Below are 18,064 nucleotides of genomic sequence, written 5' to 3'. Positions count from 1 at the left end.
TTTGCCTATTTCATTTTGCACTTTTTGTATTTTTCATTTTGCTCTTTTCGTTTTGCACTCTGCATTTTGCATTATCCATTTTTCATTTTCTCCACCATCAATAGGAAATAAAACAAATCCATAATTTTATCATCTGATCCATACCCCATCATGACCGATATCATCCAGTCCATCCAGCAGGAACTTATCCGCAGCAGTGATGAGAAAACCATTAAAACAAGTCAGCATTTTTTCAAGGAGAAAATTCTCACTTATGGGGTAAAAGTACCCTTGGTGGGTAAGATTGCGAAAGAGCACTTCAAACTTGTTAAGCATTTGCCTAAAAGGGAGATATTAAACCTTTGCTCACAACTTTGGGCAACAGGGTATCTTGAGGATTCATTTATTGCCTGCAATTGGTCTTATTTTATTCACAAAGACTATGATGCATCTGATTTTTCCATTTTTGAATCATGGGTAGAGAAGCATGTAAATAACTGGGCCAGTTGCGACACCCTTTGCAATCATACAATCGGGACTATAGTTGAGCAACACCCTGAATTGATTTCCCGTCTGAAAGCCTGGACTTTATCCTCCAATCGTTGGACACGTCGCGCAGCTTCAGTATCCCTTATCATTCCGGCAAGGAAAGGACTTTTCCTGGATGAGATATTTGAAATAGCATCAATCTTGTTGCTCGATTCTGACGATATGGTTCAGAAAGGATATGGATGGATGTTGAAATCTGCCAGCCAGGCCCATCAGTCTGAAGTATTTAACTTTGTAATGAAACACAAAGCAGTGATGCCACGGACCGCATTACGATATGCCATTGAAAAGATGCCGGCAGAATTGAAGGCAAAGGCAATGGCGAAATCATAAGCTGAACTCCGGTAAAAGATCCAAGGCAACCATTTTGATGAATAAATTGTTTTAAGTATTTTAAATGAGAATAACCTTATGGCTAATAACCAAGTTCTCCAGGTACAATCCCTTGTAAAAGAGTTTAAGAATGTACTTGCTGTTGATCATATTTCCTTCAATGTTGAAGAAGGAGATATCTTTGCTTTTCTGGGTCCGAATGGTGCAGGAAAAACAACCACTCTCCGCATAATCCTTGATATTATCAGGGCCGACCAGGGAACGATAGAATGGCGGCTTCCGGGAATGAATGGAAATACTCCTGCTGCTGCAAGCATTGGATATCTGCCAGAGGAAAGAGGGTTATATACCGACATCCCTATCATCCGATCATTGATCTACCTGGCTTCTATTAGGGGGATGGAGCCTGCCAAGGCAAAAACTTCTGCTATGGAATGGCTTGAAAGAATGGAATTAGCCGATAGGGCAAAGGATAAACTTCAGACATTATCGAAAGGAAACCAGCAGCGTGTTCAGTTCATAGCTTCCATTCTGCACAAACCCGCATTTGCAATACTTGATGAGCCATTTTCAGGCCTTGATCCCCTGAACCAGGAGAAATTTATTGACTTTATGAAGGAAATTAACAGGGGTGGTACTACTATTCTGTTAAGTGCTCACCAAATGCCACTGGTTGAAAAGGTTGCAAATAAAATCTTTCTTATTCACCAGGGTAAAGAGATTTTCAATGGCAGTTTGAGTGATATCTACAAACAACATGGTCAACAGAATATTTTGGAAATCAGCTATTCATCTAGTGTTCCAATGGCTCAGCTCAAGTCCATGGAAGAAGCCATGGAAATAGAAATCATTAATGAACAGCAGGCAAGAATTATCCTGAAGGCCGGCATTGAAATTAACCGCTCATTGGCTGCATTATCAAAAATGGAAGGAATTACCCAGATCAGGAGTTTTTCAAGCAGTCTGCATGACATATTTCTCAATCTAGTAAAAAACAACAACAATGAGATATTATAAGCAAGTTCTGACGGTCACCATGTGGGAATACCGCAGATTTTACAAGCTGAAGAATGAGCTTCTTGGCATCATCATTATGATCATCGTTTTTAGTCTGAGTTATTTTGTAAGCAAATATGCCTTATCCGGTTCGAAGGAAAAACCAGAAATTGCCATGTTACAAGATACAGATACCTTACTGATCAGAATGTTATCAACTTCATTTGAAGTGAAAACCCTTGCTTCCTCTGAATATCAGCCTTATATCGATAATATAAAGAAATTGAAGAAGGGCATTTACCTGGCTCAGGATGGGGAAGGCTTTGTTTTGCAATCGTGGAATAAACCCGGGAAAATGAAGCAGATTAAGGCAACTCTTGATGAGTACAGCATGGAGATCAATAGGAATAAAGCAGGGCTTCCTCCGGAAACTCTTCAAAGGATACTCAAAGCACCTGAAGTTAAGGAATCTTACTTTATTGACCCTAAGACACATGACAGGAAGACCCTTGCTTACTTTTTCGCCGGGCTAATGATTATGGCCGTTTTTCTCAGCTTTACTTACCAGTTTACAGCCATCACCGGAGAGAAACAGCTAAAGATTACTGAACAGATTATTTCTGCTATAAAACCACAAGTCTGGATGGACGGTAAAATACTTGGAATTGCTCTCACAGGCCTTTCTTCTATGCTTACTTATTCTGTGATAGGTGCTTTAGGGGGAATTCTCTTCTTCCAGTTTTCCGGGACTCCTGTATCCTCTATCCTGCCCTATTTGCATTTGCCTTCTATCCTGCTCTATTTTGTATTCACTTTAATCGGCATACTCATTTGGAATGCCTTCATGGCAAGTGTTGCTTCTGTAATAACTGATCCCAATAATTCAGGCAAGAGTTCCTTGATGTTGCTCCCGTTATTGTTTGTACTAACTGCATTTCTGGTGATTAAAGAACCGGATAGTGGATTTTCAATATTCCTTTCCTGGTTCCCGCTCACATCAGCATCTGCAATGCCTATACGTTGGGCCATCACAGAAGTATCAGCCCTTGAAGTTTGCGGCTCATTTCTGGTCCTGATCGGTACATTTTATTTCTTCAGGAAGCTTGCCGCTAAAATATTCCATGTATCGGTACTTATCAGCGGTAAAGAACCCAGCTGGAAGGAGATCATCCTGTTATCAAGGGAAAGAATTTAACCAGGTCTGAACCTGTGAGAAGTTATCTAAATTGTCTGGATACGATTCTTTGTCCATGTTTATTGGTCATGATAGTTTGTTATATTCGCCTGTTAATACATGCACCAAATGGTTTTGACTTTTAAAAAGTATATTACTTTCCTCTTGTTCGGATTTATTTTATTGAGTTCCTGTAAGAAAGATGAATCTGAGGACCAGCTTCTGCGATTTGATGGAATGGTAATCGATTTTTTCAACCAGGATGCTTTTCCTAATACCTCAGTAGTGTTGCATACCGGCAGTGGTATCAATGTGATGGATAGTGCATACTTTGTCCAGGAACAAATTGACTCAGTAAAGACCAATCTGAGCGGACGTTACAGTTTCAGCATAGACAATGAGAACCGTCAAATTTATAAGTTAAGGGTGAATAAACCCGGATACTTACAGGTTCTTGAGCCGGGAGTTCTGGCCACAATGGTGGTTCCGCAATTAAACACAGATACCATTTTCATTGGCAAATCTGCAAAATTGGTGTTTTCTGCTGTTAATAATGACCCGGCTGACGGAGATGAGCTTTCGGTGATCTTTTATTATAACATGCCCAATTCCTTACCAGGGCAAAGGGAGTGGGTTACAAAAGAAATACTGGTTAACGAAGGATTGGACCCTAATAGTTTTAGTCTCAACAGGGAATATTTTTTTGATCTGAATCATACCCTGAAGATGGATGTTATCACGAAGAGGATGATACAGGGAGATCCTGTTTATAGTACACAATCCCTGGAGTATAATTTATCACATGATTATACCCAACATGTATTGATAACTTTTTAACTAATCCGGTTTTTCAGCTTTCGTGAAAACAATCAATAATACTACAACCACAATAATCGAATCCCTATTTTCTTTCTAATATCATCACAACAAAACAACAGCATGCAACAGCACCACATTCAATCTTCTGCCAGTTTTAAAATGATGGCAGTCAAGTCCATCCTGTCTATTCTCCTGTTTATCGGAACCTACATTCTGATGATAGCTTCAGCACTTGCGCTCACTTTTGCAACAAGCTATTTAGGTATCATGCTAATCACTTTACATCCCTCCTTTTTGACACTTATATTAGGTGCCGGACTTATCAGTATTGGGGTTTTAGTGACTATTTTCCTGTTTAAATTTATCGCCAAGAAACATGTAGTTGATCGTTCAAACCTGGTAGAGATCACCTGGCAACAGGAGCCTGCACTTTTTGCCTTCATTGAGGAAATCGTAAAGGAGGTAAATTCACAGTTCCCCAAGAAAGTTTATATTTCTTCCGAGGTAAATGCTTCAGTGTTCTATGATTCCAGTTTCTGGAGCATGATATTGCCGGTACGGAAAAATCTCCAGATTGGTTATGGGCTTGTGAATGCAGTTACCATAACTGAATTAAAAGCGATCCTTTCCCATGAATTTGGCCATTTCTCACAACGCAGCATGAAGGTAGGGAGCTATGTGTATTATGTGAACCAGATCATTTATAACCTTTTGAATGAGAATAGCTCCTTTGAAATTCTGGCAGGGAAATGGGGAAGCGTTAATAATACACTTGCCTTTTTTGTCGGCCTGGCAGTAAAGATCGTGCAAGGAATTCAATGGGTACTGCGGAAAGTATATAAAATCGTGAATCTCAACTATCTGAGCTTATCCAGGGAGATGGAATTCCACGCTGATGAGGTGGCTGCTAATGTTACAGGACATGAACCACTGATTTCCTCGCTCCTGAGACTGGATCTTGCTTCCTATTCATACAATATTATCCTTGATTTCTATTCTACCAGGATCCCTGAATGTGTCAGAACAAAAAATGTGTACCCGCAACAGCAATTTGTGATGGTATTCCAGGCAGGACTTAACAATGTTCCGGTTGAGAATAACCTCCCAACTATAAGGTTGGATGACCTGGGAAGGTATAATAAATCAAGGCTTTTCATCAAAGACCAATGGGCTTCCCATCCAAGTCTGAAGGAAAGGATTCAAAAACTCCAGCAGTTGAGTATTCCTTTGAAAAACAATGATACAGCCAAAGCAAGCCTTCTTTTCAAAAATCCTGAAGAAACCCAGCAAATGCTTACGGAGTATGTCTTCAGCGAAGTAAAATATGAAAAAGAAGTAACAGACCTGGAGACCCGGAGTTTTGAACATGAATATGTAACAAATTTTCAGGAAATATCCTTTTCGGCCTTCTTTAATTCTTATTACGACAATAAAAACCCCGGGCTGTTCAGTACAGATCAGCTTGAAATAACTGACAGTAATATTTCCGATGCTAAGGATCTGTTCAGTGATGAAGTAGTGGATATTGTATATACGATCAACTCACTGGAAGCAGATATTGCAACGCTCCGACAAATTGGATTGCCTGATTCAGAGGTCAGGTCATTTGACTTTGATGGGAAAAAATATCGGCATAAAGACTGTAATCCCTTAATCAAGGAATTGGAAGAAGAACTGATAGAATTAAAGGAAAGAATAGAGGAACATGACCTTACAATCTATCATTACTTCCTCCAAAAATCCCGGGAAAAGGGAAGAGAAACAGAGTACCTGGAAAAAGTTGAGAACTATAAAGCTTTTGATCTTGCCTATGAAGATAAGATCAAGATCTGCATCAAGGTGAAGAAATTATCAGAATTTATCTATGTAACCACTCCATTTGATACCATTCGTGTAAACCTCATTACCTTAAGTTATGCCGAGGAAGAGTTAAAACTGCAAATCAGAACACTAATGGAAGAAGAATACTTCCAGTCTCTGATCACCGAAGATTTACGAAAGACTTTCACTGATTATACTTCAAAGGAATGGCAGTACTTTACAGGGAATCAGTATGAAGAGGGAGCGTTAAATGTTCTCTTTAGTAGTTTAAATTCTTATGAATGGATATTGAACCGGGCCTACATGAAATACAAGAAGGACTTGCTGATCCTGATGGAAGAACTGGGGGGTAGTCAGCAATAAATTAACGAAATAGTATATTTTTCTTACTTTCGTGCAATAAGTCAGACATTTCGGACTTATTACCCTCATCTGAATGCAGTGAATTCACTGATTAAGAATATTTTATTGCTAATCAAACCAACTGATTTTCCATGAAGAAAACCTGTATATTTCTTTTTTTAATGATCTCTGCCTGGGTATTAAACGGGCAGAATCCCGGCCAGTTAAATCAATTTCAGGAGAATACCATCCTCATAAAAGGCACAAAGGTTTCCATGGTTCCGCCGCTTGGTTTTGTTGAAAGCACAGAATTTAAAGGTTTTAAACATCCCGGGGATCCGTCATGTATGATTATGATTACTGAAATCCCTGGTCAGTACTCTGAAGTTGCAAAAGGATTTAGTGCTGAAAAGCTTGCCAGTAGTGGCATGAAATTGAATAAAAAAGAAGAAAAGCTTATCAGTGGACAACCAGCCAGTTGGATGGAGATTAACCAGTCCTCAAGTTCTACCAACTTCTCAAAAATTGTGATTCTCACCTCACAATCTAACTCATCACTGATTATCAATGGCGTTTATCCAAGAGATTCGGTCGCAACCGGGGAACTTATCAGGCAAAGTCTTCTTACCTTATCGATTGACACTTCCCTCAAGATTGATCCACGCAATGAATTGGATTACAGTCTTTATGAAAAAGCAGGACAATTTATATTTGTCGGAGTGATGGGAAATGGAATGCTCTTCAACAGGGATGGCCTCACTCCTACCCGTTCTGCTGATAAGACCATGTTAATTACCGATAAATCATATAGTAACCAACCAATACCTGATCGTAATATCTTTAGTATTTCCCGTTTAGGCAAGTATCCTCAGAAATTTGAATGGCTAAAAGAAAGAGGAATCGTAGAAAGCACCCTCGATGGCCTTGATGGTCTGGAAATTTATGGGAGAAGCACCCTGACAAATGAGGATATCTGCCAATTGATCCTGTTTGGGGAAAACGGAGGTTATTACTTGCTGGTTGGCACCTATCCTACGAATCGTCCTGAATCTTTAAAGGATATTAAAGCAGTGTTTCAAAGCTTTAAGAGGACAATAAAATATTATGTTAACATACTAAGAAATTGTCCAAGAATGCTATTCTTTGAGAAGCCAGAATCCAGAATAGTTTTCAAATTAATAGTTCCATTTTTTCTATTCTGACCTGCCAGACCGTTAGATATCCAGCTTAAAAAACTCAGTTTATCAGTCGGGCAGATTCCTGAATACTGAATTCTGTCCGCCTCAGGCGGATGACTAAATTTTAATAATTTTAAACAGTTACTTGAAACCAACCGGCTGCCCGCATTCTAAAATTTGCATTCTTAGACAATCTCTTAATTTAGGTAAAGAGCTTAATCACTAAACTTTTGAAAGTTTAAAACAAAATGTCCTATGAAAGCCATTATACACACCCGGTATGGCCCCCCGGAAGTAGCAAAACTTATGGAGGTTGAAAAGCCGCAACCTAAAGAAAATGAGGTGTTGGTTAAAGTGTATGCTGCCACGGTAAATCGCACTGATAGTGGCTTCAGAAGTGCTGAATATGTCATCTCAAGGTTGTTCAGCGGCATTTTCCGTCCAAAACATCAAACCCTTGGAAATGAGTTCGCCGGAACTATTGAAGCCATTGGTGAGAACGTAAGCCTGTTTAAAACCGGCGACAAAGTTTTTGGATACAACGATATCAGGTTTGGAGCTCATGCTGAGTATATGTTGATGCATGAAAATGAAGCTATTGTGCATATGCCTAAAAACTTGAGTTTTGAACAGGCTGCCTGCCTTACAGAAGGTGGTCATTATGCGCTCACTGATATTAGGGCCGCAAAGGTTACCGCCGGTCAGAATGTGATGGTTTATGGCGCAACAGGTGCAATTGGATCGGCAGCTGTGCAGTTGCTGAAACATTTCGGTACCAGGGTTACGGCTGTATGTAATACCAAAAACATTGAACTCATCAGGTCGCTCGGAGCTGATGTTGTAATTGATTATATGAAAGAGGATTATACCCTTACCAGTGAGCGTTATGATTTTGTTTTCGACGCGGTGGGTAAAAGTTCATTCGGAAGATGCAAACCCATTCTGAAAGACAAGGGTATCTATATTTCGACGGAACTTGGAAAAAACTGGGAGAATATTTTCCTGGCGCTTTATACTCCATTGTTGGGCAAGAAGAAGGTCTTGTTTCCTATGCCTTCCATCAATACCCAGGATCTCATTTTTCTAAAAGAACTAGCTGAAAAAGGTGAATTCAGGCCTGTGATTGACCGTTATTATACTTTGGAAGAAATTGTTGAAGCCTATCGCTATGTTGAAAGCGGGCAGAAAACTGGCAATGTGGTATTAAAAGTCTATCAACCCTAACTGATTTTCACCCGGAACTTTCATTTTCGTCCCATATCTTTAGCTTAGATCAAATATCTGATTATTAAGATATTGAATCTTAAGCTCGTTTTCAAGGATTGATATTTTTCGTTTTATGCCGGAGTGATGTCAAAGTTCGGATGGCAAAAAGCGCACTTAAAACTATCAGGATGGCTGCCATCATAAAAGGTGCTCCCGGAAAGTAAATCGGGGCGTTTTTGGTGGTAAAATAAGAAAACAATCCGGTCATCAACACCGGGCCAATGATGGAGGTTACACTCATCAGGCTGGTTAATGCTCCCTGAAGTTCACCCTGCTCATTGGAAGGTACCTGGTTTGATATGATACTTTGCAAGGCAGGATTGGCAATTCCACCCAGACTTAAAGGTATCATGATGAAATATAACATCCATGCTTCAGGGGCTAAGGATATAAGCAACATCCCAACAAAATAAAACCCCAGTCCCACATAGATAGAATTTATATTTCCCAGCCTCGGGTTCAGCACTCTTGTGAGTCCTCCCTGAACAATCGCCATCAACAATCCGACAAGTCCAAGTGAATACCCTACCTGTGCTTCATTCCAGTGAAAAGCTTCCATAGTAAAGAAGGTCCAGGTGCTCTGAGTTGCAAATCCAGCAATATAAACAAAGATCAGAGAGCCTATCATTCCTGAGATTACGGGATATTTGCGTAAATGCATTAAGGCTCCCAAAGGATTGGCCCGTTTTAAATCAAATGGTCGCCTGTTGGACTTGTCAAGTGATTCGGGCAGAACGAAATATCCGTAAATCCAATTAAGAAATGTAAGTCCTGCAGCTACAATGAATGGCAATCGCATTCCGTATTGCCCTAAAACACCACCAAGGACAGGCCCAATGATAAATCCCAGCCCAAAGGCAGCACCAATAAGTCCAAAATTTTGTGTCCTTTTTTCAGGAGAACTGATATCGGCCACATAAGCTGAAGCCGTAGTAAAACTTGCCCCACAGATACCTGCAAGGATTCGTCCCAGGAACAGCCAGCCAATGCTAGGTGCAAAAGCCAGAAGGATATAGTTCAATCCAAACCCGAATAAAGAAACCAACAGCACAGGCCTGCGCCCGTAGCGATCACTGAGTCCTCCCAGTATCGGGGCGAAAATGAATTGCATGATGGAAAAGGAAAACATCAGCCATCCGCTATAGATAGAGGCATTGCTAAGGTCACTGCCAAGGAGATGACTAATATACTTCGGTATCACCGGAATAATAATACCAAAACCAATTACATCCAATAAAAGGGTTATAAAAATAAATCCCAGTGCGGGCTTACGATTATTTAACATGACAATTCCAAACAATATTATTCTACAATTCTGAATCTTAATTTATAACTGCTTCATTATGCACATAAAAAGACATGACAAAGTAAAATCAAGTCTTCCAAACATGAAACCTAAATTCAGTAAAAAGACGAATTTAGCTGTTGAAAGAATGATTCAGGTTTCTCAGCATGAATATCATTTAAAAACAATCCAGGAAGTCAAAAGTTTAACCGGTATTCTAAAGGGAAATAAAGTGAGCTAGAGTGAGCTAGAGTGAACTAAAGTGAGCTAAAGTGAACTAGAGTGAGCTAAAGTGAACTAAAGTGAGCTAAAGTGAGCTAAAGTGAACTAGAGTGAGCTAAAGTGAACTAGAGTGAACTAGAGTGAGCTAAAGTGAACTAAAGCAACTGGATTTAACTAAAGTGAGCTAGAGTGAAGGTCTGAAGTCGACTAATGTCATTTTGAACGACAGATAAAGTAGAATGCACCATCTTTCATTTTCAAATTTTCAAATTTTCAAATTTAAAATTGTCGAATTGTCGAATTGTCGAATTGACAAATTAATGTACATTCGTTTCTTGTAAATAATTTCATTTTTTCTATGGATCGTTTGATATTATCCATTTTCTTGTTTTGTTGGATCTCACTTTATTCTCATGGCCAGGAATTTCCGGCAGAATTAATCCGGCAGGAAACCTCCATTCATTTTGATGATGTATATCTTTTGCATGATGAAGCCTTTGAAATCCAGGTAAATAACCGGGCTGGAGAACGATTTACCAAGGTTCAGATTCCATATTCAAGGATGGTAAAGATTACGGACATACAGGCATCAATTACAGATACCCTGGGAAAAACCATCAAAAAGCTGAGTAAGAGTGATATTACTGAACGGAGTAATATCTCTGAAATCTCATTATATGAAGATCATTTTATTAAGGAATTTACTCTTAAGCATAACATTTATCCTTATAGACTGCGATATTCATATACTTACGTCCAGAAGGAATTCCTGCAACTGGAAGAATGGACCCCGGTGCTCAGCAATGATGTTCCGACCCGACTTGCTTTACTTAAAGTTGATCTTCCTGTTGACTTTAAAATTGCGTACATCCATCATAATACTGATTCCTTCAGGGTGGATAGCCTGAAGAATAGCACGATCTATCACTGGAGAGCGTCCTATTCCGGTAAATTGGAAGAAGAGAAATATGCTCCTTCTGCTGCACGATTTCAACCCCAGGTGAGTATAATGCCCTTGAAATTTACCTATGAAGAATCCGGGTCTTCTGAAAACTGGCAGTTTTTCGGCAGATGGCAAGCCTCATTGCTTAAAGACCTTAATGACCTTCCAGAGGATGAAATCTTTAGAATCCATCAGTTAGTTATGAATATGACGGATAAAAAAGCGATTATCCGGAAACTGTATCATTTCCTTCAGGATGAAACAAGGTATATCAATATCAGCATTAAGACCGGCGGATTCAAACCCTATCCTGCTTCCTATGTTGCCAAAAAGAAATATGGAGATTGTAAAGCACTTTCTGTTTATTTCAGAGCAATCCTTGATGAAGTTGGAATCCCGTCATTCTACACGAAGATAAATGCAGGAACAGAAATTGAACCTTTGGACCGTTCATTCCCTTCTCAGCAATTTAACCATATCATTTTATGTGTCCCGATTGAACAGGATACACTGTGGCTTGACTGTACCAGTATTGAAGCGTTTGATTATCAAGGCACTTTTATCCAAAACCGAGATGTACTAGTAGTGAATGGAAATAGGAGCTTTTTAAGCAGGATCCCGGCTTTACAACCTTTTGAGGTGCTCAATAGCAGGACTTTTCATGTCAGTTACCAGGAAGAAGGTAATATTACAACAGTTGGAATTGATAACATATACAGAGGGAACGAATACACTGAATTACTGAATTATAAAAAATTTGTCCCTGAGAATATATTGGAAAAGGAGTTGAGAAAAAGATTCAATGGAATAAAGCTTCAACTGGATACCTTTCAACTTATGGTTCAACCTCGGGATAGCACATTCATTCAATTAAAAGCGAATGCCATCACTGACGAGATTTTCAAATACTATGGCAAGGATATCCTGGTAAACCTTATACCCTTCGAAATTCAGATGCCTGAAAAAAATGAGAAACGCAGGTTACCACTTCAGATTGATTTTCCAATATATAAAACTGATACTCTCTACTATGCTTTGCCGCCACATCGCAATCAGCCACCTATACCGGATAATATTTTAATGGAATCGGAATTTGGCGAATATGGCCTCTCATATAATTATCAGGAGGGTAATTTAAGAGTTATCAAGACCTTCCTACTCAACCAGGGTAATTACCCCAGGAGTTCCTATAAAGCATTCTATGAGTTCATTACAAAAATAATTTCCTATGAAAATTCAGCACATATCGTACTTCAAAAACCCTGATTGCATGAGATGCTTCAGTTTTCTTTTCATTTTTATTTTGTATATCTCATCCATAAATGCGCAGGATTCTCCCAGGGAATTTGGTAAAATCCCGGGAGAGGAGCTCGAAATGACAACTTATGCATTGGATAAATCTGCCGGTGCTGTTGTATTATATGACCTGGGGAAATCTGAATTCATTCATACAGATGATGGCTTTGAAGTTCTTTTTGAAAGAACTACCCGAATTAAAATCCTTAATCAGACCGGAATTCGATGGGCAGAAATTGAAATTCCATTTTATCGGGAAGGGAACATATTTGAGAAAATATTTGATCTAAAAGCTTTCACTTATAATGTTGAAAATGGGAAACGCCAGGTCACAGAGCTGAATAAGGAAGATTATCATGATGAAAAAGTAAATGAATTCTGGTATTCCAGGAAATTTGCCATGCCGGATGTTAAGGACGGATCTGTAATTGAGTTGCGATATTCAATACGTTCTCAATACCTTTTTAATCTGAGAGATTGGGAGTTTCAATGGAGAATCCCTGTTGTTTACAGTGAATACCAGGTAAAGATGATTCCTTTCTACGAATATTCATGGATTTTACAAGGTGCCACTAAGTTTACCCAACAAAATTCTTTCCAGGAACCTGGCAATGCCCGCCAGCTGGGAAGTGTCAGCTACTATAATCTTGTTCACAAGTATGTGATGAAAAACGTGGCAGCATTCGGGGATGAGGAATTCATCACTTCATACAACGATTATGTAATGAAGATAGATTTCCAGCTCGACAAAATTAATTATCCCTCAGGTGGCTCACTACAAATACTGACCACATGGCCGGAAATGATCAAAGACCTCCTAAAGAATAATGATTTTGGGAAATTTGCAAAAAAGAGTGAAAAGGAGGCAGACGATTTGTTTAATCTACCTGTACTCATGACCCTTTCACCTCAAACCAGGTTTGACACGATTATCAGCTTTGTTAAGGCAAATTTCAACTGGAATAAGACCAAGAGCAAGTATGCAAGAAAATCTGTTTCTGAACTGGTAAAGGACAAATTTGGAAATTCAGCGGAGATCAACTTATTCACAGTCGGACTTTTAAACGCAGCCGGGATTGAAGCCTATCCCCTGCTTGTGAGCACACGCGAGAATGGCAGAATAAAAAGTGATTTCCCTTTTCTGCATTTCTTCGACTATGTTGTAATAGCAGCTACAATTGAGGGTAAAACCGTGTTGTCAGATGCCACAGAAGTCTTACTTCAGAACGATAGAATTCCCCCCAGATGTATCAATGATAAAGGATTACTGATTAAGGAAACAGGAAAAGGCCAGGTAGTATGGATCGGACTTGAAAGTCTCACCGTAAGTGATACACGAACAAGTTTCCAGATGAAAATAAAGGATGGTAATTTCAGTTCAGAAGTAAAAATTAGTCTTTCTGAGTATGATGCCCTGAAAATGAGAAACAGGTACCGCAATGATGTCCGAAAATTTCTCGATAAGCCTGAAACTGAGCAGTACCTAGTTCCCGATAGTTCCATTCATGTTGAAAATTTCATTAATCGTTCGCAAAAATTCAAGATCGAATACACTGCCCTTGGTAAACTGGAACAGGTCAACAATAAGCTGTACATTACACCTTTCCCGGAAGAAGTAATGACCACCAATCCCCTAATACAGCCAAACAGGGCTTATCCGGTAGATTTGATTTATCCTCAAAGGCGATATTATTATTCTATCATTGAAATACCTGAAGGCTATGATGTTGATTTCCTCCCTTCTCCTTATTCAATCTCGAATGATCTCTTTGAATTGTCCTATGATGCCAAAGTCGAAGGAAACAATATGATTGTCAATTTTGCATATTTCTTTAAGAATCCTATTTATTACTCATCAGAGTACCAAAGGATAAAATCCTATTTCAAGGATATTACAAAGAAAGGAAATGAAAAATTAGTCATCGCAAAAAAGCCTTAAGATCTCTGTTTTGTTAGCTTCTTACTTTTTCATTCGTTATTCTGTGTTAAATATTCGTTTCACAGTTAATCCTAAAAGGTTACCAAATCTAACACAAAACAAAATCTATATAATCTTTACTTTTCATTCATTATTCTGTGTTAAATATTATTCATTTTAGGTGTCAACAGTTAAATTCTCATGAGTAATTGAACTTATCTTATCACAAAACCCAAAATCTTCAGGCGATTTTCATTTTCATTCTTATTCTGAGTTGAATATTTTTCATTTTTGATTTATCATTTTGCATTTTGCACTTTTCATTTTACACTTTTCATTCTGCATTTTAAAGTCCCCACGAATCCTCCCCATCTTCATATCACTTGATTTATTTAAATTTACAAAAAATCTGCTCATAAATGAAAAGAGTTCTGTTGCTTCTGGCCGAAGGATTTGAAGTACTTGAAGCCAGTGCCTTTATTGATGTTATAGGCTGGAATTTAGTTGACGGAGATCATTCCACTGAATTAAAAAGCTGTGGTTTGAGAAAAGAGATTAACAGCGCCTTTCATCAGAAGTTCATCGTGGATCATCTTATTGAAGATATCCAACCCGATAATTTTGATGCTCTGGCTATTCCTGGAGGTTTCGAGGAGTATGGATTCTATACGGATGCCTATGATGAAAGATTTACAGGATTGATCCGATCCTTTCATCAACAGCAAAAAAGTATTGCTTCTATATGCGTGGGAGCTCTTCCATTAGGTAAAAGTGGGATTCTTCAAGGCAGACAAGCTACTACTTACAATGGGAGTCCGAAACGCCTGGAAATGCTGAAGGAATTTGGTGTCGAAGTCTTAAATCAACCCATAGTGAAAGACCTGAATATTATCACCTCCTGGAATCCATCCACTGCAGTTGATGTAGCTTTATATCTGCTTGAATCACTCACTTCGAAGGATAATGCCTTATATATCAGGAAAATCATGGGATTTGACCGTAAAGAGACCTGGGAAATAGACTGACATCAAGGTCTCTAATTCTTCTTATTCTATTTTATTCACTTCAATTGTATTACTCACAGATGAGTATCTCGATTTTGTCATACAGTTACAAATCTTCTATCCAGCGATGAATTCAATGGGGAATGATGATGGAAATATTCGCTCCGTCAACTTCATTATTTGTTAATTTAGCGGATTAATCAGTCATTTCTTCCCTCTCACTCATAATTATCGGAATTTGCCTAAAGTAGCTGTAGTCATATTAAACTGGAACGGGAGGGAGTATCTAAGGAAATTTCTTCCGTCGGTGATCAGCTATAGCAATGGCGAAGCCGAGGTGATCATTGCTGATAATGCCTCTACCGATAGTTCAATCGAATTCCTGGCAGAAAATTATCCTGAACTAAGGATTATCCAGAACAGGACCAATGGAGGTTTTGCCAAGGGGTATAATGATGCCCTTGTGCATGTGGATGCCGATTATTACGTGCTTCTAAATTCTGATATTGAAGTTACTCCAGGTTGGATTAAACCGGTAATTGATCTCATGGAATCTGACCGGACAATAGCTGCCTGTCAGCCAAAGCTGCGATCATACCATCATCCGGAAAAATTTGAATATGCCGGTGCAGCAGGAGGATATATCGATCATTATGGATATCCTTTTTGCAAAGGTCGCATGTTCCAACATCTGGAAGATGATAAGGGGCAGTATGATGAAATCAGTGAAATATTCTGGGCAACAGGTGCCTGTATGTTTGTGAGAGCGGAGCTTTATCATCGCCTGGGTGGACTTGATGCTGATTTCTTTGCACATATGGAAGAAATCGATTTCTGCTGGAGGCTGAAAAATGCAGGCTTTAAGATCATGTATTGCCCCGATTCTGTAGTATTTCATGTAGGTGGAGGGACACTGCCTAAAAAATCATCTTTCAAGACCTATCTGAACTTCAGGAATAACCTGGCCATGTTGTTTAAGAACCTGCCCGGACGACTACTGATCCCTGTTTTATTATTGCGCTTTCCTTTGGATGGACTGGCAGCCTTCAAGTTTTTATTCGATGGCGGATATGCTGATTTCTATGCGGTACTCAGGGCACATTTATATTTCTATCGAAATTTCCTAAAATTACATAGCAAACGAAAAGAGGTTGCTGAACATCATTATGTTAGTTGCATCTACCGGGGGCACCTTATCATTGACTATTATATCAGGCATAAACGTATATTTCCCCAACTAAAGCCTGAAAAATTCTCCAAATAGAAGAACAAGAGATTTACATTTTGGATTTTGGATTTCGGATTTTCAATTAGCTCACTTTAGTTCACTCTAGTTCACTCTAGCTCACTTAGCTCAGCTCACTCTAGTTCACTTTAGTTCACTTTAGCTCACTCTAGCTCACTCTGGCTCATGCTTCCACTAGCCAGGATATTGCTGCATCCCGGGTGGAAAAGATTTTAACTTTAAAATTTAAGGCTAAGTAAGTCTCTTTTTCAAAAAGCATGCTGATTGCTGTAGCAGTTGGAGTGGTGGCAATGACAGCTTCTTTTTTGTTTCTGAGAATATCTTTGATTGATTTTAAATAATCCCATATGATTTCTGTTTTATGGACAGAAAAATCAAAATCGGCGTCTGAATAATCACTCAGGAGGTTGTAACCTTTGGATCTGAATTCATCCAAAAGAACGAGGTCTTGCCATGCAATTCCAATATCTTCAATTTTCAACATACCTTGATGATAGTAGGTAACAATTCTTTTGTCATCATCAATAATAAAACGATAAGAACCATTCATAATTTAAATAATTTAGAGATTAAATGAAAACAATTAGCTCTGATAAGCGAAAAAGGCAGTCTGAGTCGACTAGTTTTTAAAATGATGATATATCTGTAGTATAAAGTTATTCAGAAACAGAAAAAAAAACAATTATCTGAACAAAATGTTTAAAACCTCTACCAACTTTGAATCAAAAATTAAACTTATTAGTTTTTACTCTGTTGGTTTACCTATTTTTGTCTACGTAAGGCTTCAGCAGTCAAGATAGGAGAGTGCGAGAATCAGAAATAAAACCCTGTAATTATTTCCTTTTTGGGGCTGATAATTTCATTCATTTTATCATAATAATATCTGAATTATGAAAATAGTAATCATAAATGGACCCAACCTGAATTTATTAGGTAGCAGGGAAACCGGTATCTATGGTAATGAATCCTTCTCCGTGTATCTTCAAAAGCTTGATAAAGAATATAAAGACGTTGATTTCGAATATTTCCAATCGAATGTGGAAGGGGAATTGATTAACAGGATTCATGAAGCTGACAGATCAGCGGATGCTATTGTGCTTAATGCAGGTGGGTATACACATACATCTGTTTCCATAGGCGATGCAATCAAAGCCATTTCAATTCCGGTGGTTGAGGTACATATTTCAAATATTCATGCCCGGGAGGATTTCCGGAGCCGTTCAATGATTTCTGCAGGTGTTAAGGGAATTATTTCAGGGTTTGGACTCGATTCATACAGGCTAGCCATTGAGTTCTTAGCAGGTAGTGCTCTCAAATAAAGGCTAAAATCAGGCTGTCACATTTCTCCAAGATCCAAGACCCATCCGCCAGCTGGCGGACAAGACCAAAATCAATATCCAAGGGACCCAAATCCATATCCAAGATCTAAAATCCGACATCCGGACACATCCACATCCGACATCAGACATTAAACATCCGACATCCCACATCCCACATCAGACATTAAACATCCGAAATCCGAAATCAAAAATCAAAAATCCAAAATATTCGTACCTTTGTCTCCTCATGAATCGGGGTGCCCTAAACAATCGGGCTGAGATCAAACCCATATAACCTGATCCGGGTAATGCCGGCGTAGGGAATGAAGGGAAACTTTGAATGATTCGCCGTTGGCGGATTGCCCCCTTTCAAC

Annotated in this window: 14 protein-coding genes and 1 riboswitch; of the genes, 12 read left to right on the top strand and 2 right to left on the bottom strand. The window is 38.9% G+C overall.

The annotated features are described in order from the left end of the window. The first annotated feature begins 150 nt into the window (after positions 1 to 150). The 7 genes from IPH84_00820 (at position 151) to IPH84_00790 (ending at position 8,415) form a co-directional block, all read left to right on the top strand. Positions 151 to 861 (top strand): DNA alkylation repair protein, encoded by a 711-nt coding sequence (locus IPH84_00820; GenBank protein MBK7171782.1) that lies wholly within the window; start codon positions 151 to 153, stop codon positions 859 to 861. 78 nt (positions 862 to 939) lie between these two features. Then, positions 940 to 1,878 carry an ATP-binding cassette domain-containing protein gene (locus IPH84_00815; GenBank protein ID MBK7171781.1) on the top strand — a complete coding sequence of 313 codons (939 nt, stop codon included), beginning with the start codon at positions 940 to 942 and terminating at the stop codon, positions 1,876 to 1,878. Then, the gene (locus tag IPH84_00810; protein ID MBK7171780.1) at positions 1,865 to 3,052 is read left to right on the top strand and encodes an ABC transporter permease; all 1,188 of its coding nucleotides are present in this window, start codon (positions 1,865 to 1,867) and stop codon (positions 3,050 to 3,052) included. Before IPH84_00815 ends, IPH84_00810 begins: the two co-directional genes overlap by 14 nt. Before the next feature lie 108 nt (positions 3,053 to 3,160). Continuing rightward, positions 3,161 to 3,868: a hypothetical protein gene (locus tag IPH84_00805; protein ID MBK7171779.1), complete on the top strand. Its 708-nt coding sequence runs from the start codon at positions 3,161 to 3,163 to the stop codon at positions 3,866 to 3,868. A 144-nt stretch (positions 3,869 to 4,012) separates the two neighbouring features. Then, entirely contained in the window at positions 4,013 to 6,034 is a 2,022-nt protein-coding gene (locus tag IPH84_00800) for a M48 family metalloprotease (protein ID MBK7171778.1), read from the top strand. 131 nt (positions 6,035 to 6,165) lie between these two features. Then, positions 6,166 to 7,215 carry a hypothetical protein gene (locus tag IPH84_00795; GenBank protein MBK7171777.1) on the top strand — a complete coding sequence of 350 codons (1,050 nt, stop codon included), beginning with the start codon at positions 6,166 to 6,168 and terminating at the stop codon, positions 7,213 to 7,215. A gap of 231 nt (positions 7,216 to 7,446) precedes the next feature. Continuing rightward, a complete protein-coding gene (locus IPH84_00790; protein ID MBK7171776.1) occupies positions 7,447 to 8,415 on the top strand; it encodes an NAD(P)-dependent alcohol dehydrogenase in 969 nt (322 codons plus the stop codon). A 91-nt stretch (positions 8,416 to 8,506) separates the two neighbouring features. Here IPH84_00790 and IPH84_00785 read toward each other — a convergent pair whose 3' ends face one another. Further along, complete coding sequence (locus tag IPH84_00785; protein ID MBK7171775.1) at positions 8,507 to 9,742, bottom strand: TCR/Tet family MFS transporter; 1,236 nt, start codon at positions 9,740 to 9,742, stop codon at positions 8,507 to 8,509. Between the two features lie 580 nt (positions 9,743 to 10,322). Between IPH84_00785 and IPH84_00780 the strand changes: the two genes are divergently transcribed. From IPH84_00780 to IPH84_00765, 4 genes are all read left to right on the top strand, one after another. Continuing rightward, on the top strand, positions 10,323 to 12,173 hold the full coding sequence (locus IPH84_00780; protein ID MBK7171774.1) for a DUF3857 domain-containing protein: 1,851 nt from the start codon (positions 10,323 to 10,325) through the stop codon (positions 12,171 to 12,173). A gap of 4 nt (positions 12,174 to 12,177) precedes the next feature. Beyond that, the gene (locus IPH84_00775) at positions 12,178 to 14,142 is read left to right on the top strand and encodes a DUF3857 domain-containing protein (GenBank protein ID MBK7171773.1); all 1,965 of its coding nucleotides are present in this window, start codon (positions 12,178 to 12,180) and stop codon (positions 14,140 to 14,142) included. A gap of 398 nt (positions 14,143 to 14,540) precedes the next feature. Next, the gene (locus IPH84_00770; GenBank protein ID MBK7171772.1) at positions 14,541 to 15,146 is read left to right on the top strand and encodes a DJ-1/PfpI family protein; all 606 of its coding nucleotides are present in this window, start codon (positions 14,541 to 14,543) and stop codon (positions 15,144 to 15,146) included. A 217-nt stretch (positions 15,147 to 15,363) separates the two neighbouring features. Beyond that, complete coding sequence (locus IPH84_00765; GenBank protein MBK7171771.1) at positions 15,364 to 16,389, top strand: glycosyltransferase family 2 protein; 1,026 nt, start codon at positions 15,364 to 15,366, stop codon at positions 16,387 to 16,389. Between the two features lie 145 nt (positions 16,390 to 16,534). Here IPH84_00765 and IPH84_00760 read toward each other — a convergent pair whose 3' ends face one another. Further along, positions 16,535 to 16,921 (bottom strand): hypothetical protein, encoded by a 387-nt coding sequence (locus IPH84_00760; protein ID MBK7171770.1) that lies wholly within the window; start codon positions 16,919 to 16,921, stop codon positions 16,535 to 16,537. Between the two features lie 340 nt (positions 16,922 to 17,261). Here IPH84_00760 and aroQ point away from each other — a divergent pair, with 340 nt between their 5' ends. Then, positions 17,262 to 17,690, top strand: coding sequence for a type II 3-dehydroquinate dehydratase (aroQ, locus tag IPH84_00755; protein ID MBK7171769.1), 429 nt, complete (start codon positions 17,262 to 17,264; stop codon positions 17,688 to 17,690). A 243-nt stretch (positions 17,691 to 17,933) separates the two neighbouring features. After that, a riboswitch (TPP riboswitch) is annotated at positions 17,934 to 18,030 on the top strand. Positions 18,031 to 18,064: the final 34 nt, after the last annotated feature.

The sequence above is a fragment of the Bacteroidales bacterium genome, assembly GCA_016707785.1.
Classification (GTDB): Bacteria; Bacteroidota; Bacteroidia; order Bacteroidales; family UBA4417; genus UBA4417.
Note: the sequence above shows the minus strand (reverse complement) of the source record. Positions and strands in the feature narration are given on the sequence as shown.